Origin of the sequence: Burkholderia latens (assembly GCF_001718795.1) — a bacterium.
Taxonomy (GTDB): domain Bacteria; phylum Pseudomonadota; class Gammaproteobacteria; order Burkholderiales; family Burkholderiaceae; genus Burkholderia; species Burkholderia latens_A.
Genome location: NZ_CP013438.1, coordinates 1290096 through 1314891 on the forward strand (window position 1 = coordinate 1290096; position 24796 = coordinate 1314891).

At 68.8% G+C, this 24796-nt stretch carries 22 protein-coding genes; 12 read left to right on the forward strand and 10 right to left on the reverse strand.

What is annotated here, in order from left to right:
* The first annotated feature begins 24 nt into the window (after positions 1 to 24).
* The 3 genes from WK25_RS25085 (at position 25) to WK25_RS25095 (ending at position 2735) form a co-directional block, all read left to right on the forward strand.
* A complete protein-coding gene (locus tag WK25_RS25085) occupies positions 25 to 819 on the forward strand; it encodes a YkgJ family cysteine cluster protein (RefSeq protein ID WP_069243045.1) in 795 nt (264 codons plus the stop codon).
* A 146-nt stretch (positions 820 to 965) separates the two neighbouring features.
* Positions 966 to 1907, forward strand: coding sequence for a helix-turn-helix transcriptional regulator (locus WK25_RS25090; protein WP_040139982.1), 942 nt, complete (start codon positions 966 to 968; stop codon positions 1905 to 1907).
* Between the two features lie 129 nt (positions 1908 to 2036).
* Positions 2037 to 2735 (forward strand): fumarylacetoacetate hydrolase family protein, encoded by a 699-nt coding sequence (locus WK25_RS25095; RefSeq protein ID WP_069243046.1) that lies wholly within the window; start codon positions 2037 to 2039, stop codon positions 2733 to 2735.
* A gap of 276 nt (positions 2736 to 3011) precedes the next feature.
* Here WK25_RS25095 and WK25_RS25100 read toward each other — a convergent pair whose 3' ends face one another.
* The 3 genes from WK25_RS25100 to WK25_RS25110 all read right to left on the reverse strand — a co-directional run bounded on the left by WK25_RS25100 (position 3012) and on the right by WK25_RS25110 (position 6266).
* Positions 3012 to 4640, reverse strand: a complete 1629-nt coding sequence (locus WK25_RS25100; RefSeq protein ID WP_069243047.1) for a trypsin-like peptidase domain-containing protein — start codon at positions 4638 to 4640, stop codon at positions 3012 to 3014.
* A 268-nt stretch (positions 4641 to 4908) separates the two neighbouring features.
* Entirely contained in the window at positions 4909 to 5148 is a 240-nt protein-coding gene (locus WK25_RS25105; protein ID WP_069243048.1) for a hypothetical protein, read from the reverse strand.
* Between the two features lie 245 nt (positions 5149 to 5393).
* A complete protein-coding gene (locus WK25_RS25110) occupies positions 5394 to 6266 on the reverse strand; it encodes a LysR family transcriptional regulator (RefSeq protein ID WP_040139985.1) in 873 nt (290 codons plus the stop codon).
* Between the two features lie 156 nt (positions 6267 to 6422).
* Between WK25_RS25110 and WK25_RS25115 the strand changes: the two genes are divergently transcribed.
* Positions 6423 to 7676 (forward strand): MFS transporter, encoded by a 1254-nt coding sequence (locus WK25_RS25115; RefSeq protein WP_069243049.1) that lies wholly within the window; start codon positions 6423 to 6425, stop codon positions 7674 to 7676.
* A gap of 120 nt (positions 7677 to 7796) precedes the next feature.
* Here the strand turns inward: WK25_RS25115 and WK25_RS25120 are convergent, their stop codons facing one another.
* Positions 7797 to 9269 carry a PLP-dependent aminotransferase family protein gene (locus tag WK25_RS25120; protein WP_040139989.1) on the reverse strand — a complete coding sequence of 491 codons (1473 nt, stop codon included), beginning with the start codon at positions 9267 to 9269 and terminating at the stop codon, positions 7797 to 7799.
* A 163-nt stretch (positions 9270 to 9432) separates the two neighbouring features.
* Between WK25_RS25120 and WK25_RS25125 the strand changes: the two genes are divergently transcribed.
* The 4 genes from WK25_RS25125 to WK25_RS25140 all read left to right on the forward strand — a co-directional run bounded on the left by WK25_RS25125 (position 9433) and on the right by WK25_RS25140 (position 13926).
* The gene (locus WK25_RS25125; RefSeq protein WP_069243050.1) at positions 9433 to 10632 is read left to right on the forward strand and encodes a GNAT family N-acetyltransferase; all 1200 of its coding nucleotides are present in this window, start codon (positions 9433 to 9435) and stop codon (positions 10630 to 10632) included.
* A 415-nt stretch (positions 10633 to 11047) separates the two neighbouring features.
* Positions 11048 to 12112, forward strand: a complete 1065-nt coding sequence (locus WK25_RS25130; protein WP_069243051.1) for a 2,3-butanediol dehydrogenase — start codon at positions 11048 to 11050, stop codon at positions 12110 to 12112.
* A gap of 194 nt (positions 12113 to 12306) precedes the next feature.
* Complete coding sequence (locus WK25_RS25135) at positions 12307 to 12963, forward strand: VC0807 family protein (RefSeq protein ID WP_040139996.1); 657 nt, start codon at positions 12307 to 12309, stop codon at positions 12961 to 12963.
* 96 nt (positions 12964 to 13059) lie between these two features.
* Positions 13060 to 13926 (forward strand): CPBP family intramembrane glutamic endopeptidase, encoded by an 867-nt coding sequence (locus tag WK25_RS25140; RefSeq protein WP_069243052.1) that lies wholly within the window; start codon positions 13060 to 13062, stop codon positions 13924 to 13926.
* A gap of 12 nt (positions 13927 to 13938) precedes the next feature.
* Here the strand turns inward: WK25_RS25140 and WK25_RS25145 are convergent, their stop codons facing one another.
* From WK25_RS25145 to WK25_RS25160, 4 genes are all read right to left on the reverse strand, one after another.
* On the reverse strand, positions 13939 to 14613 hold the full coding sequence (locus WK25_RS25145) for a MarC family protein (protein ID WP_040140000.1): 675 nt from the start codon (positions 14611 to 14613) through the stop codon (positions 13939 to 13941).
* A gap of 129 nt (positions 14614 to 14742) precedes the next feature.
* On the reverse strand, positions 14743 to 15543 hold the full coding sequence (locus tag WK25_RS25150) for an enoyl-CoA hydratase-related protein (protein WP_040140002.1): 801 nt from the start codon (positions 15541 to 15543) through the stop codon (positions 14743 to 14745).
* 41 nt (positions 15544 to 15584) lie between these two features.
* Positions 15585 to 16907 (reverse strand): phenylacetate--CoA ligase PaaK, encoded by a 1323-nt coding sequence (gene paaK, locus WK25_RS25155; RefSeq protein ID WP_069243053.1) that lies wholly within the window; start codon positions 16905 to 16907, stop codon positions 15585 to 15587.
* Positions 16908 to 16965: 58 nt separating this feature from the next.
* Entirely contained in the window at positions 16966 to 18522 is a 1557-nt protein-coding gene (locus tag WK25_RS25160) for a 3-hydroxyacyl-CoA dehydrogenase (protein ID WP_069243054.1), read from the reverse strand.
* Between the two features lie 164 nt (positions 18523 to 18686).
* Between WK25_RS25160 and WK25_RS31440 the strand changes: the two genes are divergently transcribed.
* Together WK25_RS31440 and WK25_RS25165 are read left to right on the forward strand one after the other, a co-directional pair.
* Complete coding sequence (locus WK25_RS31440) at positions 18687 to 19025, forward strand: hypothetical protein (RefSeq protein WP_156789098.1); 339 nt, start codon at positions 18687 to 18689, stop codon at positions 19023 to 19025.
* A gap of 39 nt (positions 19026 to 19064) precedes the next feature.
* Positions 19065 to 20153 (forward strand): calcium:proton antiporter, encoded by a 1089-nt coding sequence (locus tag WK25_RS25165; RefSeq protein WP_040140007.1) that lies wholly within the window; start codon positions 19065 to 19067, stop codon positions 20151 to 20153.
* A 135-nt stretch (positions 20154 to 20288) separates the two neighbouring features.
* On the opposite strand, the gene WK25_RS25170 is transcribed toward WK25_RS25165, so the two are convergent.
* Positions 20289 to 21197 carry a LysR substrate-binding domain-containing protein gene (locus tag WK25_RS25170; RefSeq protein ID WP_040140008.1) on the reverse strand — a complete coding sequence of 303 codons (909 nt, stop codon included), beginning with the start codon at positions 21195 to 21197 and terminating at the stop codon, positions 20289 to 20291.
* Between the two features lie 113 nt (positions 21198 to 21310).
* Here WK25_RS25170 and WK25_RS25175 point away from each other — a divergent pair, with 113 nt between their 5' ends.
* Both WK25_RS25175 and WK25_RS25180 read left to right on the forward strand, forming a co-directional pair.
* On the forward strand, positions 21311 to 22249 hold the full coding sequence (locus WK25_RS25175) for a 2-hydroxyacid dehydrogenase (protein WP_040140010.1): 939 nt from the start codon (positions 21311 to 21313) through the stop codon (positions 22247 to 22249).
* 70 nt (positions 22250 to 22319) lie between these two features.
* Complete coding sequence (locus WK25_RS25180; RefSeq protein ID WP_069243055.1) at positions 22320 to 23705, forward strand: MFS transporter; 1386 nt, start codon at positions 22320 to 22322, stop codon at positions 23703 to 23705.
* A 40-nt stretch (positions 23706 to 23745) separates the two neighbouring features.
* Here the strand turns inward: WK25_RS25180 and WK25_RS25185 are convergent, their stop codons facing one another.
* Positions 23746 to 24714 (reverse strand): LysR family transcriptional regulator, encoded by a 969-nt coding sequence (locus WK25_RS25185; protein ID WP_040140014.1) that lies wholly within the window; start codon positions 24712 to 24714, stop codon positions 23746 to 23748.
* Positions 24715 to 24796 lie beyond the last annotated feature (82 nt).

The following is a 24796-nucleotide window of genomic DNA, read 5'->3' on the forward strand; positions in this document are numbered from 1 at the left end:
CGATCGCGCACACTCCCCACGCGAATGACCCGAAACGACATCGATTTCGCCTGCACCGGCTGCGGCCGATGCTGCCATGACCTGCGTATTCCGCTGACGGTGGCCGAGGCCACGGCATGGGTGCAGCGCGGCGGCGGCCGCGTCGAACTGCTGTGCGACGCGATGCCATGGCCTGTCGAGCCCGCGCCGGACGATGCATTCGCCGCGTACAAGCGCGCGCGTTCGTCGCCTGCGCTCAGCGGCACGCTGCCGATACGCGTCACCGTCGTCATCACCGCGTCGCATGCGGGGCCATGCCCGAACCTGCTCGGCGACCTGCGCTGCGGGATCTACGACGAACGGCCGCTGGTGTGCCGGATCTATCCGGCCGAAGTCAATCCGTTCGTGCCGTTGACGCCGGACGGCAAGGCGTGCCCGTCCGACGCGTGGCAGCATGCGCCGCTGATGCGAGGCGGCACGATCGTCGATGCGCTTACACGCGAGAACGTCGCGCGCGCAAGAGCCGCGAGCGAGGCCGAAACGCCATTGCGCGCGCGACTTGCCGCGGCGCTCGGAATCGATACGGCGGCTGTTGCGAACGAAGGCTTCGCGATTCACGCGCCGCCGGCCGACGCGCTGCTGGCCGCGCTGCACGCGCTTGGCGCGGGCAGTGACGCGGCGGCGGCCGCCGAGCCCGAGCCCGCGCCGACAGGGTGGACGCTGCTGACGAATCGCACCGTGACCGCCGACACGCTGCGATCGGTCGGCGCGGCAAGCCGGCTCGCGTCCGACGAAGCCGGCGCGCGCGGCCGCTATCTGGGTTTCCATCCGGCCGCCTGATTGCCCGGTCGGCCGCCCTGCGCGCACTGACGGCGCGGATCGCTGGCCGCCGCGGCCGGCATCCGCGCATTGCGGGGCGGATTCCGGCCACGCGCGGTTCGCTGTACCATCGCGGCTCAACCGCGTCACGACCAGCAGAATCCTTCATGCCCTCCACCGCCCCGCCGCGCCTGTACGGGATGCCCGAACGCAGCGACCGGCTCGACTTCTACATTCGCGACCAGGCGTCGCGCCAGGCGATCACCGAGCCGCACCGGCACGCGTATTTCCAGATCCAGTTCAACCTCGGCGGCGACACCGAGCAGCGCATCGGCGGCGTCACGCGGCCGTTTCCGCGCGGCGCGCTCGCGTTCGTGCTGCCGCATCGCGAGCATCTGATTCCGCATCCTGCGGGCGCACACTTCATCGTGATCAACTTCAGCCAGGCGTTCCTGCGCGCCGATCTCGACGTCGATCCGCTCGATCTCGAGGATGTGCCCGCTCACCGCTTTCCCGAGCTGACGCCGTTCCGCTTCCAGGAGCATCTCGACTTCATCCTGACCGGCGATGCGTTCGACGAGGCGCGCCGCCTCGCGCTGTGCATGCTCGACGCCGACCGCGTGCGCACGTTCGGCTCTACCACGCTGCTGCGCGGCTACCTGTTGCAGTTGATCGGGCTCGTCTGCACGCAATACGCCGGTGCGCTCGACAAGCTCGCGCAGCGCGGCGCCCAGCGCGCGGGCAGGCGCGACGCGCTCGCGCGCGTGCTGCGCCACGTGCGTGCGAACCTGACCCGCGAGGATCTGACGCTCGCGGCAACCGCGGAGGCCGCGTTCCTGTCGCCGAACTACCTTGCGCACCTGGTGCGCAAGGAAACCGGCAGCACCTTCACCGATCTCGTGACCGAGCGCCGCATCGCGCTCGCGCAGTCGCTGCTCGCGCATACGAGCCGGCGCATCGCGGACATCGCGCGCTCCGTCGGCTTTCGCGACGAAGGGTATTTCGCGCGACGCTTCCGCGCGCGGGTCGGCGTGTCGCCGAAGGCGTACCGGGACGCCAACGCCGCGCTGCCGGCGCCGCCGGAAACGCCGGCCGTCGACGACGCGTAGTTTTGTCCCGTTAAAACGCAGTTTCGTCGCATTCCTGCGCACGCGCGTCGGATATCGTTCCATCCATGCCGGCCCGCGGCGCGTTGCGCGGGCGCCGGCATCCGTCCACTTGTCGAACGAGGCCATCCGATGTCCGCATACGTGATCGACGCCGCCGAGCGTCCTTCCATTGAAGTCGAGCAGTCGTCCGCGCGCTTTCCGGTGCGCCGCGTATTCTGCGTCGGCCGCAACTACGCCGACCACGCGCGCGAAATGGGCGCCGATCCCGACCGCGAACCGCCGTTCTTCTTCATGAAGCCGGCCGATGCGATCGTGCCGGCCGCCGGCACCGTCCCGTACCCGCCGCTGACCGGCGATCTCCATCATGAAATCGAGCTCGTCGTCGCGATCGGCAAGGACGGCCGGTCGGTCGATCCGGCCGACGCGCTGACGCACGTGTGGGGTTACGGCGTCGGCGTCGATCTCACGCGCCGCGACTTGCAGGCGGAAGCAAAGAAGCTGAGCCGCCCGTGGGACTGGGCGAAAGGTTTCGACGCGTCGGGCCCCGTGACCGCGCTGCGCGCCGCCAGCGCGACCGGTCATCCGGCGAGCGGCCGGATCTGGCTGGCCGTCAACGGCGACACGCGCCAGCAAGGCGATCTCGCCGACATGATCTGGCCGGTGCCCGACGTGATCGCGTATGTGTCGCGCTCGGTCGGGCTGAAGGCAGGCGACCTGATCTTCACCGGCACGCCGGCCGGTGTCGGCGCGCTGCAACCGGGCGATCGCGTGACGGGCGGCGTCGATGGCGTGGCCGCGTTCGAGTTCGTGGTGGGGGCCAAGCCGTAAGGCGGTTGTGCACGCACGCGCGGCGGGACGTTCATTCGGCGGCCGTCGCGTGGTGTCGATTGGCGCCGGTTGCAGCTGCCCCCCGCCGGTTGCCACGCCGAACGCTGCGCGCGTGTATCGCGGCTGTGCTTCCGAGCCGGTCGATCAAGCGTCATGCTCGCGCGCATCAAACCTCGCCCGCACGTGGCCGCCCACCGGACGAGCGCCGGCAACATCATCACGGCTTGCCGCGCACGAGCCGATTGCGCGAACAATCGGCAGCGCCCCGTCGACGCACTACCGCGCCCGCACCGACACGAACTTGCGCGCGTTGTCGCGCTGGATCAGCACCGCGATCACACCGCCTTTCGCTTCGAGCATCGGCACGTCGTCCGGCGTTTCGAGCAGCGTGTCGTTGAGCTCGAGAACGACGTCGCCCGGCCGGATACCTGCCCTCGCGGCCGGCCCGTGCACCGCATCGACCATCATCCCGACCGCCAGGCCCGTCGAGCGTCGTTCGGTGTCGCTCAGCGCGTGCATCGTCAGCCCGAGCCGGTCGCCGGTGTCGACCGGTCGTGTGGCGGCCATCGCGACGCCGGCGGCAGCAGCGGTGCCGACCGCGCCGGCGGCGCCAACGCCGTCGACGCTACCGATGCCGCCCGCAGCGCCCGCGACGGCTGCGTTGTCGATTGCGTCGCCGGTTGCATCGCCCGTTCCGGCCCCGGTGACGGTCAGCACCATCGGCGTGCGATTGCGGATCAGCCGCAGCGGCGCCTTCGCGCCGGCCGGCAGCGCGGCGGCCAGATCATTCAGCTCGGCCGACCGGCCGATCGGCCTGTCGCCGAACTTCACGATCACGTCGCCGGCTTTCACGCCGGCCGCGGCGGCGGGCGAGCCGGGGTCGACGCCGTTGACGAGCGCGCCGGCCGGGCGCCGCAGGCCGAACGCTGCGGCCAGCCCCGCGCCGACATCCTGCACGTCGACGCCCAATACGTTGCCTGACGACGCGCGCTGCGCCTGCGCATTGGCCCGCATCTGCGCCTGCGCCTGCGCACGCACCTTCATCGCGAGCGCGATCGGAATCGCGAACGTCGTGCTCGCGTAGCGTTCGGCGCCGGTGTAGACCTGCATCGCGATGCCGATCACGTCGCCCGCGCGATTGAACACCGGGCCGCCGGAGTTGTCGGGATTGACCGCGATGTCGGTCTGGAAGAACGGAAACGCGCTGCCGTCCGGCAACGCATGGGCGGTCGCGCTGACGATACCGGCCGTGACCGTGTTGCCCGACCCGTCCGGCGCGCCGAGCGTCATCACCGGTTCGCCGGCGCGCACGCGCGACGAATCGCCGATGCGCACGACCGGCAGCCTCGTCGCATCGACGTGCAGCACGGCGACGTCGCTCTGCGGATCGACGGCCAGCACGGTCGCCTTCAAATCACGACGATCGGCCAGCCGCACGGTCACGTCGGTTGCATCGGCGACGACGTGCGCGGATGTGAGGATCAGCCCGTCCGCGCTGACGATGAAGCCTGAGCCGCTGCCCGCGATCGCGCGCGGCGACGTATCGGGCGCCGGCGCCGGCGAGCTCTGCATCGTCGGCAGCGGCGCGCCGCGCCGGAAGAATGCGGCGAGCGGATCGTCGGGATCGAGAATTGCGAAGGACGGGCCGCCGGCCTGCTGATCGGGCGCGGCGGTCATGATGGTCACGACCGCCGGGCCGTAGCGCTCGACGATCGCCGGGAAGTCGACCGGCATCGAGTAACGTGGCGCGACCGGCCGCTCCTTGGCGACCGGCGATGCGGCGGATGGCGCGGCGGTTGCGGCGGTCGCGGCAACGGCAGGCGGCGGCGCCGACCACAAGACCGCAAACACGCCCCCGATCAGCGCGCTGCGAAGCACGGCGCGAGCAAGCGTCTGGCGAACCACGGCGCACCTCCCTGGGCAGTCGACGCGTCAACCGGCGCAACACGCGCGGACGCCCGACAAGCACTGGTACACCTCTCCATTTATAGACCACGCCGCGTTGGGAAAATACGAACCGAAACCCGGACGCGGCACAACCACGCGGCGGCCGAACCGCGACCATGCGCCTTTCGGACAAAGTACGCGGTTCGTCAATCCGAACATCCACTGCACGGCGGATTCAGGTGCCGATATTCATGCCCGCTGCGCGCACACCGCACGCTTGTTCAAATCAATGTGCATTCAGTTGCACGACCTGCTCGAGCGACGCCGAGACGACGTTCAGCACGTGCCGCACGACTTCTTCTTCCGTCATCCCGGAATCCAGATATGCGCGCACGTTCACCGACCGGGGCTGGCGGGACCCGCATTCGTCGTCGACGATGTAGATCTTGGCCGTATCCGCGCCTCCCGGCAAAAATATCTGGACCGTTCGCGTGCCGACGACCCTGCACATGCTCAAAGAGCCCATCGTGCGTCTCCGATCATTGAGTAATGAACTCAGTATGCGCGGGTACGGCGGGCGTAATTCACTTATAAGCGCGCACTTTTGGAGGTCCTGTCGGTAAATCGAACGTTGCCGCGTACTTTTCGACTTGCTTGCATCGGCCGGTATGTCGAGCAAGTCGCGTTTGCCGCCGGCAACCGTGACGCCGTCATCGGCAACGCAATGCGACCACGACCCGCGCGACTTCCGCGGACACCGCATGCGCAGGACTACGCCAACAACAGGAAATTGCGCACCACCGCCGACGGATCGTCGCGCCGCGACGCGATCGCGAGCTTCGCGCGCAGTCCGTCGCCGGCAACCGGCCGATACGCGACGCCCGCGACCTGCACCTGCGTGATCGCCTTCGGCACGATCGACACGCCGAGCCCGGCTGCGACCAGCATCACCGCCGACGCGATCTGCGGCGCGGGCTGCGCCATCCGCGGCTCGAAGCCGGCGGCATTGCACGCCGCGACGATATCGTCGAACAGCGCGCTGCCCGCTTCGCGCGGCACCTGCACGAACGCCTCGTCGGCGAGCGCGGCGAGGTCGATCCGCCGTCGCTGCGCGAGCGGATGTGCGATAGGCACCGCGACGAACATCGGCTCTTCGTCCCAGTCGGCCGCCACGAGCGTATCGGCGATCCGGCGCTCCGGGCGCACGATCGCGACATCGAGACGCCCGGACTCCAGCGCCTCGAGCAGCACACCGGAAGTCGCCTCCTGCAACGTCAGTTCCGTATCGGGAAACGCTTCGCGAAACCGGCGGATCAGATCGGCGACCTTCGAATTGAAAGCCGCCGTGCCCGTAAAGCCGACGCGGAGCTGGCCGATTTCGCCGCGCGCGGCCCGCATCGCGGCTCGCGCCGCACGTTGCGCGTCGTCGAGCACGCGTCGCGCCTCGTCAGCGAACACCTGGCCCGCCACCGTCAGCTCGGCGCCGCGTGCGGTTCGCTTGAACAGTTCCACGCCGAGTTCGTTCTCCAGCGCCTTGATCTGCTGGCTCAATGGCGGCTGCCCGATGCCGAGCGTTTCCGCGGCTTTCGTGAAGTTCGATGTGGCGGCAACGGCCAGAAAGTATCGGAGATGCCGGAGTTCCATGCGCGACAGGGATCTCTCTTTGATGCGGGATGGATGGCTGCGGCGCCCGCCGCAGGCCAGTGGCAAAACATATCGCCACGGTTCTTTTCATATATTGGACATATGTTTGAGCGTGCGCAAGAATTTGGACATTCTCCTGCCCAACGGGTGCATGCCATGTCTTCTCCTGCGATGTCATCCGCCGAGACCCGCACCGGCGGCGGCGCCGCCGATGCGCTGCCCGCCGGCGTGTCGCCGCGCTCGGCTGCGTACAAGCGCATCGCGCTCGCGCTGTTCCTCGCCGGTTTTGCCACCTTTTCGCTGCTGTACTGCGTGCAGCCGCTGCTGCCTGCGTTCGCGCGCGAATTCGGTATGGGCGCGGCGTCGAGTTCGCTGTCGCTGTCGCTGTCGACCGGAATGCTCGCGGTGTCGATCCTGTGCGCCGGCGCGCTGTCCGAACGCGTCGGCCGACGCGGACTCATGTTCGCGTCCATGACGCTGGCCGCGCTGTTCAACCTGCTGGCCGCGATTTCGCCGAACTGGAACGGGCTTCTGGTGTGGCGCGCACTCGAAGGCTTCGCGCTCGGCGGCGTCCCGGCGGTTGCGATGGCCTATCTGGCCGAGGAGATCGCCGCCGACGGACTCGGGCTGTCGATGGGGCTCTACGTCGGTGGCACCGCGTTCGGCGGGATGATCGGGCGGATCGGGATGAGCGCGCTCGAAGAGTATTTCTCGTGGCGCACCGCGATGTTGACGATCGGCGTCGTCGACCTCGTCGCGGCAATCGCGTTCGTGATGCTGCTGCCGCCGTCGCGACGCTTCGTGAAGCGGACCGACCTGACGCTGCGCCACCACCTGCGGCTGTGGAATGCGCAACTGCGGCACGCTCGGCTGCCGTTCGTGTTCGCGATCGGCTTCCTCGTGATGGGCGCGTTCGTGACCGTCTACAACTACGCCGGCTTCCGCCTGACCGCCGCGCCGTTCAATCTGAGCGCGACCGCGTGCGGACTGATCTTCGGCGCGTACCTGTTCGGGATGGTGTCGTCTTCCAGCGCGGGCGCGCTGGCGGATCGGCTCGGGCGCGCGCCCGTGCTCGTCAGCGGCATTCTCGTGTTCGCGGCCGGCCTCGCGCTGACGCTGTCGCATTCGCTCGTCGCGATCATCGTCGGAATCGTGCTGATCACGATCGGCTTCTTCATCGCCCATGCAGTCGCGAGCGGCTGGGTCGGACAACTCGCCGGTTCCGCGAAGGGGCATGCGGCGTCGCTCTATCTGCTCGCGTATTACGTCGGATCGAGCGTGCTCGGCTCGGTCGGCGGCACGTTCTGGCAGCACGGCGCGTGGGGCGCGGTGGTCGCATACGTGGCGGTATTGCTCGCGCTCTGTCTCGCGGCGGCGCGTACGATCATGCGCGCGGAACGCGTGCAGTAAAGCCGGTCACGATGCATCGCATCGGCGCGCAAGCAGCCATCCGCGCCGCTGCCGCGCTGCACTGATCGCTGCAGCGGTTCGCCGCGTGCCGGCCTGCATATCGGGCGGGCGCGACACGATTCAATCGCCGGCGACACGCCGCGCGATCGCCGACAACGTCCGCAGCATCGGCGCGAACGCGTCGGCCGACGTATTGCCGAACCCGAGCACGAGCCCGTTCGTCGGGGACGCCGGATGGATCGAAAACCCCGACAGCGGAAACGGTCCGATACCGTGCTCGCGCGCCGCTTCGACGATCGCGCGGTCGCGATAGCGCGCCGGCAGCCGCAACGCCAGATGCAATCCGCACGGGCCGCCCTCGACCCGGTGCGGCACGGTGAACGCGTCGTCGAGCGCCGCGAGCAGCAATCGCCGCCGGTCGCGATACAGCCGGCGCATCCGTCCGAGATGCCGTCCGTACTCCCCGGTCTCGATGAAATCGGCCAGCGCAAGCTGCACGTGGCGCGTGCCGCCGCGCAGCATTTCCGGCAACGCCGGCCGCACCGCGGCCAGCAACGCGTCCGGCAGCACCAGAAACCCGATTCGCAGCGCCGGAAACATCGTCTTGCTGAACGAGCCGAGATAGACGACCGGCGAATCGGCGGCGAGCCCGTGCAGCGCGCCGATCGGCTCGCCGGTGTGACGGAATTCGCTGTCGTAGTCGTCCTCGATGATCCACGCGCGATGCCGGCGTGCGGCATCGAGCAGCGCGAGCCGGCGCGAGATCGACAGCACCGCGCCGGTCGGAAACTGGTTCGACGGCGTCGTATAGACGAGCCGCGGCGTGCGTTCGCGCCAGTCCGCCTCGTGCGCGCGCAGCCCCTCCGCATCGACCGGCATCGGCACGACGTCGAGATCGGCCGCCTGCATCGCGCTGCGGGCGCCACGATAGCCGGGCTCCTCGACCCATACCGTATCGCCCGGGTTCGTCAGCAACTGCGCGCACAGCGCGATCGCGCCCTGCGCGCCTTCGGTGATCACGATCTGTTCGGGCTCGCACCGCACACCACGCGTCACGGCCAGATGGCGGGCGATCGACTCGCGCAGCGCACGTTCGCCGAGCGGATCGCCGTACCCGAGCAGGTCGCGGCCCGCGCGGCGCAGCGCACGGTCGATCGCGTGCCGCCACGCATCCACCGGAAAATGCGACAGCGCGGGCACGCCCGGCCGGAAACCTTCCGATTCGCCGGTGCCGATCAGGCTCGGACGAATCCGGCCGAGCCGCTGCGCGACGGCCGGCGGCGCGGCCCGCCGGCGCGGCGCGGCCGGCCGCGACAGCCCGACTACCCGCGTGCCGCGACGATCCGATTGCAGGAAGCCCTCGGCGACGAGCTGTTCGTAGACGGCTGCCGTCGTGTTGCGCGACACGCCCAGCGTCTCGGCCAGCGCGCGCGTGCCGGGCAACCGTGTGCCGGCCGGCATCGCGCCGCCCAGAATCGCATCGCGCACGCGGCGCAGCAGCTGCCGCTGCAGCGATGGCGCACCGGCCGAGCGTGCGAGCGGCGCATCGAGCGGCAGCGGCGGCGCAGCGCCGGGGGAAATGGCAGTCGTCATCGGGTCGTCACGGCATGGAATCTGGACACGGGGGCGCCCCGGCGCAGCACGCGCGTGGCACCATGAATATTCAGTACTCTGGCACTTCTCATGGTACCTCGCCGGGACTACGATCGTCTGCATGCCGGCATGTCGCCGGCCGCCAACCGAAGCGAGATCGACCTTGTCCACGCTCACCAACGACTTCCGGCAGCCGATCGGCCGCCCCGTTCCAGACTGGTCCGCACGCCCGCGCCCCGAGCGCATCGTGCTCGAAGGCCGCTACTGCCGCCTCGAACCGCTCGACGCCGACCGCCACGCGGCCGATCTGTACGCCGCGTACGCGCTTGCGCCCGACGGCAGCGACTGGACCTATCTCGCGCACGGCCCTTATGCCGACGAGTCGAGTTACCGCGACTACGCACGCGCTGCGGCGGCGAGCGCCGATCCGCTGCACTACACGGTGATCGACCGCGCGACAAACCGCGCCGTCGGCACGCTCGCGCTGATGCGCATCGATCCGGCCAACGGCGTGATCGAGGTCGGTTCGGTCACGTTCTCGCCGCTGCTCAAGCGCACGCCGGTCTCGACGGAAGCGCAGTACCTGCTGATGAAATATGCGTTCGACACGCTCGGCTACCGGCGCTACGAATGGAAGTGCGACGATCTGAACGGACCGTCGCGCAAGGCGGCCGCGCGGCTCGGCTTCCGTTACGAAGGCACGTTCCGGCAGGCGATCGTCTACAAGGGCCGCAACCGCGACACCGCATGGTTCTCGATCGTCGACGGCGAATGGCCGGACGTGCGTGCGGCGTTCGAAGCATGGCTCGCGCCGGAGAACTTCGACGCGAATGGCGCGCAGCGCGAATCGCTCGTCGCGATTCGCAATGCGCAGTCGCAAGTGCGCCGCGCGGCCAGCCCCGCGAACGACGCGACGCGCGTCGCGGTCCGCGCGCTCACGCCAGCAGACGAAGCAGCATGGCGCCCGCTGTGGCGGGACTATCAGAAGTTCTACGAGACCGCGCTGAGCGACGCGGTGTTCGCGACGACATGGGCGCGGCTGACGGATCCCGACGAACCGATGTTCGCGCTCGGCGCGTTCGACGCGTCGGGTACGCTGGTTGGCATCGTGCACGCGATCTATCACCGCTCATGCTGGACCGAAGGGCCTTACTGCTATCTGCAGGACCTGTTCACGGCGGCCGACGCGCGCGGCCAGGGCGCGGGCGGCGCGCTGATCGAGGCCGTGTACGAGCGGGCCCGCGAAGCCGGCGCGAGCCGCGTGTACTGGCTCACGCACGAAACCAATACGACCGCACGCGCGCTGTACGACAAGCTCGCGAACAACGCGGGGTTCATCCAGTACCGGAAGGATCTCAAGTAACGCGGCGACCCGGTCGGGCGAGCGACGCCGATCGCCGCGATGGCCCGCGCGCGCGGCCGACGCGCGACGGCGCAGGGGACCGAACCCCGCGCCGTCGCGATGCGTCTCGCTTTCCGTCTCAATACCGTGAGACGAATGTCCCGGCGTCTCATCCCGATCGATTGGCGCAATCGCAGCAATTTCGGCGCGCCGCATGCGCCCCTCTCCTCCGCCTCCAATGCCACGCGGCCTGCTGCACCGCACGCCGCGTGCGCGTCTTCGTCGCTGCCCGATCGCGCATCCGGGCTGGCCCCGTTCCTGCATATCGGTCGGTCGCGCATTCGCGCGACGGGCTCGACGGCTCCTGCCGTGCGCCCGACGACAACCTGACGGAGACAGCAACGTGAGTACACCGGCACCGAACACCGCTCTGAGCATGAAGGCCGCCGTCTGGCACGGCCGCAACGACATCCGCGTCGAACAGGTTCCCGTTCCGGCGCAACCGCCGGCAGGCTGGGTCCAGATTCGCGTGCACTGGTGCGGCATTTGCGGCTCGGACCTGCACGAATACGTCGCCGGCCCCGTGTTCATCCCGGTCGACGCGCCGCATCCGTTGACGGGCCTGAAAGGCCAGTGCATCCTCGGCCACGAGTTCAGCGGCGAAATCGCGGCGCTCGGCGCCGGCGTGACGGGCTTCGCGCTCGGCGATCGCGTGACGGCCGACGCGTGCCAGCATTGCGGCACCTGCTGGTACTGCCGGCACGGGCTGTACAACATCTGCGAGAACCTCGCGTTCACCGGGCTGATGAACAACGGCGCATTCGCCGAATACGTGAACGTGCCTGCCGAGCTGCTGTACAAGCTGCCCGACGACTTCCCGACCGAGGCCGGCGCGCTGATCGAGCCGCTCGCGGTCGGGCTGCATGCGGTGAAGAAGGCCGGCAACATCGTCGGGCAGACCGTCGTCGTGGTCGGCGCCGGCACGATCGGCCTGTGCACCATCATGTGCGCGAAGGCCGCGGGCGCCGGCCGCGTGATCGCGCTGGAAATGTCGGCCGCGCGCAAACAGAAGGCGCTGGAGGTCGGCGCGACGGCCGTGATCGACCCGAAGGCGTCCGACGCGATCGCGGAAGTCAAGGCGCTGACGGGCAGCTACGGTGCCGACGTGTCGTTCGAATGCATCGGGCACACGGCCACCGCGCAACTCGCGATCGACGTCATCCGCAAGGCGGGCAAGTCGGTGATGGTCGGCATCTTCGAGGAGCCGACGTCGTTCAATTTCTTCGACATCGTGTCGACCGAGAAGGAAGTGATCGGCTCGCTCGCATACAACGGCGAATTCGCGGACGTGATCCGTTTCATCGCGGACGGCCGCATCGACGTGCAGCCGCTGATCACCGGACGCATTGCGCTCGGCGACATCGTCACGCACGGGTTCGAGGAGCTGGTCAACCACAAGGACCGGAACGTGAAGATCATCGTCCAGCCGGCAGCCGCGTGACCACGGCCAGGTAACGCGCAGCTCGGGGGCCGGCCGCGCGGGCCGGCGCGCCCCGGCACGCGGCCCCCAAAAGCCGGCACGCGTGCCGGCCGTTTTCGATGCGCGTACAACGACGCAGCCCGCGACGCGCGGGTTCGGACTTGGATATACTCGTAGCGACATTACCGCCGCGCGCCGCCCGCGCGCCCGCTTCCGTGAAACCACGAGCCGGCCTGATCCTCGAACTCGTCGTCAACCTGCTGCTGCCCTGGGTCGCGTATCGGGTCGCGCACCCGTATTTCGGCGAAACCGGCGCGCTGTACGCGTCCGCGGTGCCGCCGATCGTCTGGTCGGTCGTCGAATTCATCCGCTCGCGCCGCGTCGATGCCGTCGCCGCCGTCGTGCTGCTCGGCATCGCGCTGTCGATCGCCGGCATGGCGCTCGGCGGCAGCACACGCACACTGCTGATGCGCGAATCGCTCGCGTCCGGCACGATCGGCGTGTTGTTCCTGCTGTCGCTGTTCCTCGATCGTCCGCTGATCTTCTATCTCGCCCGAGCGACGGTCGCCCGCGAAATGACGGGCGGCGCCGCGCGTTTCGAGACAGTGTGGGCCGAGCAGCCGGGGCTGCGCCAGATGCTGCGGCTGATGACGTTCGTGTGGGGCGCGTGCATGACGCTCGAGATGCTCGTGCGCCTGTGGATGGTCGTCACGTGGCCCGTCGAGCGCGTGCTCGTCGTGTCGCCGATCATGGGCTACACCGTATTCGGCACGCTGATGGTCTGGACGTTCTGGTACCGGCGTCGCATGCGCGAGCGCAACAGCGTCGACATCCCGACCCGCGACGGCGTCACCGAAACCGCCGGCCGCTGACCGGTCGGCACGTCCATCCTGCACCGCCGGCGTCGGCACCGTGTCGCGGCCGCTGCGGTATGATGCGCGGCGTTTCGTTTGTCCGATGCATCGTCCATGTCTCTTTCGCTTCTTCCGTGCGCCACGATCTGGCTCGCGCTGTTCGCGGCCGCCGCATTCGCATGGCAGCGCCCGCTGCACGGCCTGAGCATCGCCGCCGCCACGCTCGGCTATGCCGGCGCGCTCGCGTTCGGCAAGCTCGAACCGATCGCGCTCGCTCCGCTCGCGCTGCTAGCGGCTGCCGCCTGGGGCGTCGCGCCCGGCCGCCCGCTCGTGGTGCGGATTGCGTCGCATGTCGTATTCGCGGCGCTGGCGATCGCGCTCAGCCTGCATCTGCTTCCCGGTTTCCATAATCCGCGCGTGATCGAGCCGACGCGTTTCACGCCGGACGCCGTGCCGTTCACGATGTATCTGAATTTCGACAAGCCGCTGGTTGGCCTGTGGCTGCTGTGGGCGTTGCCGTGGGTCGCGCCCGACGTCCCGCTGGCGCGGGCGCTGCGCACCGGCGCCGTGGCGGCGGCCGCGACGGCCGCCGCGTGCCTGGCCGGCGCGCTCGCGTTCGGGATGGTCGGCTGGGCGCCGAAATGGCCGGCGTCGGGGTGGATCTGGCTCGTCAACAACGTACTGCTCGTGACGCTCGCCGAGGAAGCGCTGTTCCGCGGCTACGTGCAGGGCGGGCTCACGCGCGTGCTCGGCCGGTTCGGCTGGGGGCCGTGGGCCGCGCTCGCGATCGGCGCGGTACTGTTCGGCGCCGCGCACGCATCCGGCGGCTGGCAGTGGATCGTGCTCGGGACGGCGGCCGGCATCGGTTACGGGCTTGCGTGGCGGCGCGGCGGGCTGCTCGCGGCCGCGCTCGCGCACGCGGGACTGAACCTCGTGCACTTCGGACTGTTCACGTACCCGATGCTCGCGGCCGCGCGCTGAACGCGCAATGGCTTACTTGATCCCGTCGGCAAGCGGCTGCAGGAATTCGGAGAAGCCGGTCAACATGATCTGCACGCCGATGCACAGCAGCAGGAACGCGGACACGCGCTTCGCGACCTTCGTGCCTTCGGTGCCAAGATAGCGCGACAGCAGTGCGGCACGGCTGTAGGTCAGCCAGATCACGACCGCAACGAGTGCCGATACCGAAATCGACACGATGCTCGACAGCATGAACTCCGACAGCTTGTGCGTGCGGTTCGCGTTCAGCGCGATCGCGGTCGCGATCGACCCGGGGCCGACCGTCAGCGGCACGGTCAGCGGGAAGAATGCGCGGGTCATGATCGCGTTCGCATCGATTGGCTTGATCGGCGTATCGCCGCCGGCCGCCGGCCCGTCCGGCTCGTTGAGCATCTGCCAGCCCGCGACGGCCACTGCGAAACCGCCGCCGATCCGCAACGCTTCCATCGAGATCCCGAAGAAATGCAGCACCGGCGTGCCGGCGAAGAACGCGACAAGCAACACGACGAACGCGTTGAACGCGACCTTCTTCGCGAGCAGGTCGCGCTCGTGCTCGGTCAGCGCCTCCGTGCGTTCGAGGAACAGGAACGCGATGCCGATCGGGTTGATGATGCCGATCAGGCCGGTGAAGCCGAACAGGATCTCGGAGATTAGACGGTTGACGATCATCGGGGCGAAGAGACGGTCGGAGCTGGGCCGGCCACGCTCGGGGTCGGGCCGGGGGTCACGCATTGTAGAGCAAGCGCCGTCGCCCGCGACGCAAATCGCGGCCCGCGCCCGGCGGGCCGCGCCACCGCCTTATTCGGCGGCCGGCTCCCATGCCGGCGGCCGCTTCGCGAAGAACGCCGCGAAGCCCTCCTTCGCTTCGGGCGTCGCGCGCACGCGCGAGATCGTCTGTGCGGTGAACGCCGCGCGTTCGTCCGACGGCGGATACTCGCCGATCGCGTCGAAGAAGCGCTTGATCTCCATCAGCGCATTCGGGCCGTTGCGGCTCAGCTCGGCGAGCGTCTTGTCGAGTGCGGCATCGAGCGCATCGAGCGGCACGGCCTGGTGGATCAGCCCGATCGCGACGGCTTCGGCGGCCGCGAGCTGCGTCGCGGTCAGCGCGAGCCGGCGCGCCTGGCGCTGGCCCACCGCTTCGACCAGATACGGGCCGATCACCGCCGGCAGAATCCCGAACCGCGCTTCGCTGACCGCAAAACGCGCATGATCGCTCGCGATCACGATGTCGCATGCCGCGCACAGGCCGACGCCGCCGCCGAACGCGTGGCCCTGCACGCGCGCGACCGTCGGCTTCGGGCACTGCCGGATCGCGCGCATCATCGCGGCGAACCGCTCGGCGTCGCGCAGGTTCGCGGCCGCGTCGTTCGCGCTCGCGCGCTGCATCCACTGCAGGTCCGCGCCCGCGCAGAACGCGCGGCCGTCCGAGCGCAACACGATCGCGCGCACGTCATCGCGCCGTCCAAGCGTCGTGAATGCGTCGGTCAGCTCGGCGATCATCGTCTCGTCGAACGCGTTGAGCACGTCGCCGCGCTGCAGCGCGACAGTCGCGATGCCGCGCGCGTCGACGGCGACGGCCAGGGTCTTCAATTCATCCATCGAAAAGGTTTCCTCGAAAAGTAGAACGGCAACGGCGCCGCTCAGGCCGCCTGCCGGCGATCGATCACGCGCCGGGCCTTGCCGGTCGCGCTCGCCGGAATGCCGCCCGCGGGCAGCACGGTCACGCCGGCCGACACGCCGACCATCGTCTTGATCCGGTGTTGCAGCTCGCGCGCGATCGCCGCGCGATCGCCGTCGGTGATCCCCGCCGCGGCTTCGGAGCGCAGCTCGACCGCGAGGTCGAGCCGGTCCATGTGGCCGTCGCGGGAGAGCGTGATCTGGAACAGGCCCGACAGCTTCGTCTGCGCGACGACGATTTCCTCGATCTGGCTCGGGAATACGTTGACGCCGCGCACGATCAGCATGTCGTCCGAGCGGCCGGTGATCTTCGCGAGCCGGCGCATCGCGCGCGCGGTCGGCGGCAGCAGCGCGGTGAGGTCGCGCGTGCGGTAGCGGATCACCGGCATCGCCTCCTTCGTCAGCGACGTGAACACGAGTTCGCCCTCGCTGCCGTCCGGCAGCACTTCGCCGGTCACCGGATCGATGATCTCCGGATAGAAATGGTCTTCCCAGATCACCGGGCCGTCCTTCGTCTCGACGCATTCGCACGCGACGCCCGGGCCCATCACCTCCGACAGCCCGTAGATGTCGAGCGCGTCGATTCCAACGCGCATCTCGACTTCCTCGCGCAATGCCTGCGTCCACGGCTCCGCGCCGAAAATGCCGATCTTCAGCGACGACTCCGCCGGGTCCATCCCCTGCCGCACCATCTCGTCGATCAGGTTCAGCATGTACGACGGCGTGACGAGGATGATCTTCGGTTCGAAATCGCGAATCAGCTGCACCTGCTTTTCCGTCTGCCCGCCCGACATCGGCACCACCATGCAGCCGAGCCGCTCCGCGCCGTAATGAATCCCGAGCCCGCCGGTGAAGAGTCCGTAGCCGAACGCGTTGTGCAGCGTGTCGCCCGGGCGGCCGCCGGCCGCGCGGATCGAGCGCGCGGTCACGTTCGCCCACGTGTCGATGTCGCGTGCCGTGTAGCCGACCACCGTCGGCTTGCCGGTCGTGCCGCTCGACGCGTGCACGCGCACGACCTGCTCGCGCGGTACGGCGAAGAGGCCGAACGGGTAGTTGTCGCGCAAGTCGTTCTTGGTCGAGAACGGGAATTTCGCGAGATCGGCGAGCGACTTCAGGTCGTCCGGATGCACGCCCGCCGAGTCGAACGTGCGGCGATAGTGCGGCACGTTGTCGTACGCGTGGCGCAGCGACCACTTGAGGCGCTCGAGCTGCAGCGCCTGCAGTTCGTCGCGGCTGGCGGTCTCGATCGGGTCGAGGGCGGCAGCAGGATGCGTCGGGTGAGTCATCGGGGTGCTCCTCCAGTGGAGTGATGTCGTTGTCGTATTCGAAGTAATGCGGCGGCGGCTACGAATGAAACGTGCGGCCGGCCGCGTGCAGCGCGGCGATGCGCGGCGACACGCGATAGCGGTCCTCGCCGTAGCTCGCCGCGAGGTTCGACAGCACGCGATGCACGTAGCCGATGCCGATCGCATCCGCCCACGCGAGCGGGCCGCACGGGTAATTCACGCCCTTCTCCATCGCGAGATCGAGATCGGCGGCCGAGCACACGCCCTGGTTCACGGTGTCGGCTGCCTCGTTCGCGAGCATCGCGACGGTGCGCATCGCGATCATGCCCGGCACGTCGGCGATGCCGACGACGCGCAAACCCGCTTGCTGGAACAGGCCAACCGCGTCCGCATACGCGGCGTCGCTGCACTGGAGTGCGCGCGTCAGCGCGACCAGCCCGGCCTGCGCGTAATCGCGCGCGAGGTCGACGAGTACGAGGTCGGCCACGCCGGTTTGGGCGGCACGTACCGTCGCGGTGCGGCCGTCGGTCAGCGCGATCGACGCGCGCCCGGCCACGGCGATCAGTCCGTCCGCATGCGCGCCGTTCTGCCGCGCGTTCGCGATGCGTTCGACGAAGCGCGCATGCAGCGCGGCGGCCGGGCCGTCGTGCGCGAACAGTGCGACGTCGGCCGGCGCGCCGCACGGCGCCTCGAGTTCCGGCGCGGGCGGTGCCGCACCGTCCGCATACGAATAGAAGCCGCGCCCGGACTTGCGCCCGAGGAAGCCCGCGTTCACGAGTTCCTGCTGGATCAGCGACGGCGTGTAGCGCGGGTCGTTGAAGTACGCACGGAACACCGATTCGGTCACCGCGAAATTCACGTCGTGACCGATCAGATCCATCAGCTCGAACGGCCCCATCCGGAAGCCGCCGGCGTCGCGCATCACCGCGTCGATCGACGCGGGCGTGCCGGCCTGCTCGTTCAGCACGCGCAGCGCCTCCGCGTAATATGGCCGCGCGACGCGGTTCACGATGAACCCCGGCGTCGATTTCGCCATCACCGGGCGCTTGCCCCACGCGGCGGCCGTGTCGTACAGCGTCTGCGCGACTTCCGGGGCGGTCGCAAGCCCGCTGACCACCTCGACGAGCGCCATCAGCGGCGCCGGATTGAAGAAATGCAGGCCGGCGACGCGTTGCGGCGCGCGCAGCCCGGCCGCGATCGACGTGATCGAGATCGACGACGTGTTGGTCGCCAGCACGCAGCTATCGTCGACATGGCGTTCGAGCGTCGCGAAGATTTCGCGCTTCACGTCGAGCCGCTCGGCAGCCGCTTCGACGATCAACGCAGCGCCTGCGAAATCGGCCAGCGCGCGCACCGCGCGAATCCGGCTGCCCGCGGCGTCCGCGTGAACCGGGTCCATCCGGCCTTTCTCCGCGAGCCGCGCGAACTGCGCACGGATACCCGCCAGCGCCTTGTCGCACGCGGCTTCGTTCAGGTCGTGAAGCAGCACCGTATGGCCGGCCGCCGCCGCGACCTGCGCGATACCGGCGCCCATCGCGCCTGCGCCGATCACGCCGACGACCGCCGACGGCGCCAATGCGCCCGAGTTCACCGAATGTGCAGAAGAAACAGCCATCGCTTGCGATCCGTCATGAAAGTGGAGGTGCAAGCGATTATAAACCGACCGGTCGGTAGATTTATGTCAGGGCGAGCCCGAATTTGTCGTGCAAGAGACCGTTACGAGAACTGCAAAGAACAAAAATCGAAAGATCGGGGCACTTTTTGTAAACCGAAAGGTCCATGAAAGGGTTTGAATATGAGATAGTGACCCCGGATCGCCTGATAAAATTCGACAAATTGCCGGATTTCAAGGGGAACCGCGTGCCGCGCCGCTGCCGCGCACCGTCCGCAACGCTGTCGGGGCCGTCTGGAATCGCCCGGGCTGGCCATCGCCATGCGGCAACGTGCTTTTTTCCGCACCCCGTCACATCGAACCGTTTCATCGCGCGGCAGGCATCGGTCCGCCCGCGCCCGCCGTCGTCTCGCGGCGGCGCCCCCGGGCAGCACGGTTTCCCGCTGCCGCCCGTCAGTATCATCGTCCTCGTTCGGAATATCCGGCCGGGCTTCGTCAACCCGTGACGGCGCGCTGCGCGCCGCCACTCGCATAGGAAACCGTCCATGCCGATCTCGTCCAACCAGCTCCCGCGCTGGACCCTCTGGGCCCCGCTTGCCGCGTGGCTGGTACTCGCGCTGTCGCGCGTCGTGCCGGCCGAAGGCGTCGTCATCGCGCTGTTCGCCGCCGCCCTCGCCGGCGCCGTGTTCGCCGCCGTCCACCATGCCGAAGTCGTCGCGCACCGCGTCGGCGAACCATTCGGCACGCTCGTGCTCGCAGTCGCCGTGACCGTTATCGAGGTCGCGTTGATCGTGTCGGTCATGCTCGGCGCCGGTCCCGAAAAATCGGGCCTCGCGCGCGACACCGTATTCGCGGCCGTGATGATCATCTGCAACGGGATCGTTGGCCTGTGCCTGCTCGTCGGTGCGTGGAAGCACGGCGAGCAGGACTTCCAGGGACGCGGCGCAAGCAAGGCGCTCGCGGTGCTCGCGTCGCTGTCGGTGCTGTCGCTCGTGATGCCGAACTACCTGAGCGCAGCACCCGGCCCGTTCTTTTCGAAATCGCAGCTCGCGTTCGCCGGCGTCGCCTCGCTCGTGCTGTACGGCGCATTCGTGTTCGTGCAGACGGTGCGCCATCGCGATTACTTCCTCGCCGAGCACGACAGCGCGAACGAAACGGTCCACGCGGCGGCGCCGAGCAACCGCACCGCGGCCATCAGCATGATCCTGCTGTTCGCGAGCCTCGTATCGGTCGTGCTGCTCGCGAAGCTGCTGTCACCGGCCGTCGAGCACGCGGTGATGAAGCTCGGCGCGCCCGAGGCCGCCGTCGGCATCGTGATCGCCGCGCTGGTGCTGCTGCCCGAAGGGCTTGCCGCCGTCACCGCGGCGCGCGCGAATCGCCTGCAGACCAGCATGAACCTCGCGCTCGGCTCGGCGCTCGCGAGCATCGGGCTCACGATCCCGACCGTCGCGGCGGTGTTCATCTGGATCGGCCAGCCGCTCACGCTCGGCATCGGCCCGATGGAAACCGTACTCCTCGCGCTGACGCTGCTCGTCAGCACGCTGACGCTCAGCCAGGGGCGCACGACGGTGCTGCATGGCGTCGTGCATCTCGCGCTGTTCGCGGCTTATCTGTTCCTGTCTGTCACGCATTGATGCGCACGGGCGCGGGCATGGCGGCTCCGCTGCGCGACGCCCCGCGCCGGAGAAAGCGCGCACGCGCCACAATCGTTCGGAACGGCATGCGCACAGGCGCGCCCACCGGCGACTACGGCCGGTGCGCGCCGCGCCTTAAACAACCGCGCCGTCCGCCCCTTCCGTCAAAAACCGTTCGACCATCGCGTTGAACACCGGCAACGCCGGGTTGTCGTTGTCCGCGCGCCATGCGAGGTACAACTCGGCGGCCACGTCGACACCGGCGAGCGGCCGAAACACGACGCCGTCCACATGCAGCTCGCGGGCCGACGCGGGCACCAGCGCCGCACCGAGCCCCGCGCGCACGAGGCCGAGAATCGTGTGCGTCTGCCCGACGTAATGCAGGTAGTTCGGCAGCCGCCCGGCGCTCGCGAACATGCCCGAGATCATGTCGTGGAAGTACTTCCCCTCGTTCGGCGAATACGCGATGAACGGCTGCCGGTCGAGCTCGTCCGGTCCGATCCGTTCGTACGCGGCAAGCGGTGCGCCCTGTGCGACCGCGACGAGCATCGGCTCGCGCTGCACGAGCCGGTACTCGAGCGGATGCCGCGCGGCGCGCTGGCGCACGAAGCCCGCGTCGAGCATGCGCGACGCAAGCGCATCGATCTGCACGGTCGACACCATTTCGCGCAGCTCGACATCGACGTCAGGCAGCGCATGCGCCGCATGCGCAAGCAGCACCGGAATCATCCGGTATGCACTGACGGCCGTGAAGCCGAGCGTGATGCGCCCCGCCCCGCCGTGCGCGACACGTTGCGCGGCCTGCTCCGCTCGTGCGGAAAACTCGAGAATGTGCCGTGCATCGCGCAGGAAGCGCTCGCCAGCCGCGGTCAGCCGCACTTGCCGGCTGCTGCGCTCGAGCAGTGCAATGCCGAGCGCATGTTCGAGCAACTGGATCTGCCTGCTCAGCGGCGGTTGTGTCATGAAGAGGCGCTTCGCCGCGCGACCGAAATGCAATTCCTCGGCCACCGCGACGAAGCAGCGCAGCTGGTTCAATTCAATCATTCAATTTTTGGATCAATCAATAGTCTTTTGATGTTAGACGCATATCGATCCGATTCCTATACTCGGTTTCACCTGATGCGCGGCCCGCGCCGCACGCAACGACCGAGACCTTCATGCCCATCGACATCCTCCTCACCCAGCCGCTTCCGGACACCATCGACGCCGAACTGACCGACCGCTACGCGGTGCATCGCCTGTATGCGGCCGACCACCCCGATGCGCTGCTCGAGCGCGTGGCGCCACGCATCCGCGGCGTCGTCACCGGCGGCGCGACCGGGCTGCCGACCGCGTTGATGGACCGGTTGAGTGCGCTCGAAATCATCGCGATCAGCGGCATCGGCACCGACGCCGTCGATCTCGAGCGCGCGCGTGCGCGCGGCATCCACGTGACGACGACGCCCGACGTGCTGACCGACGACGTCGCCGACATGGCGATGGGCCTGATCCTGATGACGCTGCGCGACCTCGGCGCCGGCGAACGTATCGTACGCGCCGGACGCTGGGGGAAGACCGCGCAGCCGCTCGCGACGCAGGTGACGGGCAAGCGGCTCGGGATCGTCGGGCTCGGCCGTGTCGGTCGCGCGATCGCGCAGCGCGCGCAGGCGTTCCGGATGCCCGTCAGCTATTTCGGCCCCCGCGAGCACCGCGACAGCGGCTATCGCTACGTCAGCGACCTCGTCGCGCTCGCACGCGACAGCGACGTGCTCGTGCTCGCGGCATCGGCCGACCACGGCAACGTTCTCGTGACCGCCGACGTGCTCGCGGCGCTCGGCAGCAAAGGATTCCTGATCAACGTCGCGCGCGGCAAACTTGTCGACGAAACCGCACTCGTTCGCGCGCTCGCGGACGGCACGATCGCCGGCGCCGGACTCGACGTGTTCGTCGACGAGCCGCACGTGCCGCGCGAACTGTTCGAGCTCGACCGCGTGGTGGTGCAGCCGCACCGCGCGAGCGCCACGCACGAGACACGCGAAGCCATGGGACGGATCGTGCTCGCGAACCTCGCCGCATGCTTCGCCGGCCAACGCCCGCCGACCACGGTCACCGGCTGAGCGCCGCGGCCGCCGCCTCTTTACGACATCAAACGACAAGCCTCCGCACGACGGAGGCCAGGAGACAAACATGCCCCATCGATCCAGCGGCAGCGCCGCCGTCGCCACCGCGCCCACCGCGTCCGGTTCCTCCACCGCGTCTCGCACGCTCGGCCGCGTCCGTTTTTCGGTACTGGCGCTGATCTTCGCCGTCACCGTCGTCAACTATGCAGATCGCGCGACGATGTCGATTGCCGGCACCGGCGTCGCGCATGATCTGGGGCTCACGCCCGTACAGCTCGGCATCGTCTTTTCCGCGTTCGCGTGGGCCTATGCGATCGGCCAGATCCCGGGCGGCTGGCTGCTCGACCGCTTCGGCGCGCGCCGCGTGTACGGGCTGAGCCTGCTGCTGTGGTCGGTGTTCACGATGCTGCAAGGCACGGTGGGCTGGTTCGCCGCGTCCGGTGCGACCGCGACGCTCACGCTGTTCGCGATGCGCTTCATGCTTGGCCTCGTCGAATCGCCGGCGTTCCCGGCCAATTCGCGAATCGTCGCGTGCTGGTTCCCGACTGCCGAGCGCGGCACCGCGTCGGCGCTGTTCAATTCGGCGCAGTACATGGCCGTCGTGCTGTTCACGCCGGCGATGGCGTGGCTCACGCATGCGCTCGGCTGGGAACACGTGTTCCTGTGGATGGGGATGCTCGGCATCGCGCTGTCGGTGTTCTGGTTCGCGTGGTATCGCGAGCCGCATGGCCATCCGCGCGTGACCGACGCCGAACGCGACCATCTGCGCGCGCACGGTGCGCTCGTCGATCTCGAGGCGAACCGGATCGGGCAGCGCTCGCGCGTGTCGTGGCACGACGCGTCACACCTGTTCCGCCACCGCAACCTGTGGGCGATCTATATCGGCCAGTACTGCATCACCGCGCTCACCTACTTCTTCATCACGTGGTTCCCGATCTACCTGATCAAGGGGCGCGGGATGACGATCATGGAAGCCGGCTGGGTCGCCGCGCTGCCGGCGCTCTGCGGCTTCACGGGCGGCGTGATCGGCGGCGTGCTGTCGGACTGGCTGATCCGGCGCGGCGTGCATCCGTCGCGCGCACGCAAGACGCCTTTCATTGTCGGGATGGCGATGGCGACGCTGCTCGTGCTCGCCAACGGCGCGTCGTCGAACGCGGTCGTGATCGCGCTGATGACCATCGCGTTCTTCGGCAAGGGGCTCGCGGCGGTCGGCTGGGCCGTACTCGCCGACACCGCGCCGGAAGGGATGGTCGGCCTGAGCGGCGGCGTGTTCAACGGGCTCGGCAATATCGCGGGGATCGTCACGCCGCTCGCAATCGGCTACTTCGTCGCGCACACCGGTTCGTTCGCCGGTGCGCTGTGGTTCGTGGCCGCGCACGGGCTGATCGGCATCGCCGCCTACGCGTGGCTGGCCGGCCGCTTCGAGCGGATTCGCGTCACGCGGCGCGCGTAACGCGCGGGGTGCTCGCCGGACGCGCGAGCGTCGGCCCTCATCACGCGCGCTGGCGACTCGCCGGCGGCTGCTCGACCGCGAGCCGGTCGAGTTCGCGCAGGTCGTTCTCCAGCGCGGGCGTGAGCGTCGTACGCAAATGGTCGAGAAACGTGCGGATCTTCGCGTCGAGATAGCGTCGCGTCGCATAGACCGCATACACGCTGACAGTCTGCAGCCGGTACTCGGGCAGCACGCGGATCAGCCGCCCTTCGCGGATGTCGTCGAGCACCGTGTACAGCGCGACGCACGCGATCCCGCGCCCGGCGCGCACCGCCACGCACAGCGCATCCGGCACGTTGACCTGGAACGGCGCCGGCTGCAGCTCGTAGACCGTCTCCTCGCCGTCGCCGCGCTCGAGCCGCCATTCGCTTGCCGGCGACGCCGGCGTGTCGAGGCGCAGGCACACGTGGTTCGGCAGGTCGTCCGGCGTCTTCGGCGTGCCGTGGCGCGCCAGGTACTCGCGCGACGCGACCAGCACGCTGCAGCTCGTGCCGCAGGTCTGCGCGACGTATCCGGAATCGGGCAGCTGCGACGCGGTCACGATCGACACGTCATAACCTTCTTCGACGAGGTTCGGCATGCGCTGCGCGAGCGTCAGTTCGACCGACACGTCCGGATTGTCTTCCTGATAGCGCACGATCGACGATACGACATGACTCTGCCCGAGCCCCGTCATCGCGTGGATGCGCATCTTGCCGCTAGGCCGCAGCAGCGCGTTGCGCGCTTCGGCGTTCGCGTAGTCGATCTCGGCAAGAATCGATTTCGCGCGCTCGAAATAGCGTTCGCCGCTTTCGGTGAGACCGAGGTGGCGCGTCGTGCGATGCAGCAGCCGCGTCTGTACGTGCGCTTCGAGATTCGATACCGCGCGCGACACCTGCGCGGTGGTCGCGTCGATTTCTTTCGCGACCGCGGTAAAACTGCCGGCTTCGACAACGCGCACGAACAGGCGCATGTTTTCGAGCATGTCCATTGGATTGGCTTCGGGAGTATGGGGAAACGTCGGCGGCGCTCGCTTCAGACGGGAACCGGGGCGGGCGCGCGAGCCACACGCG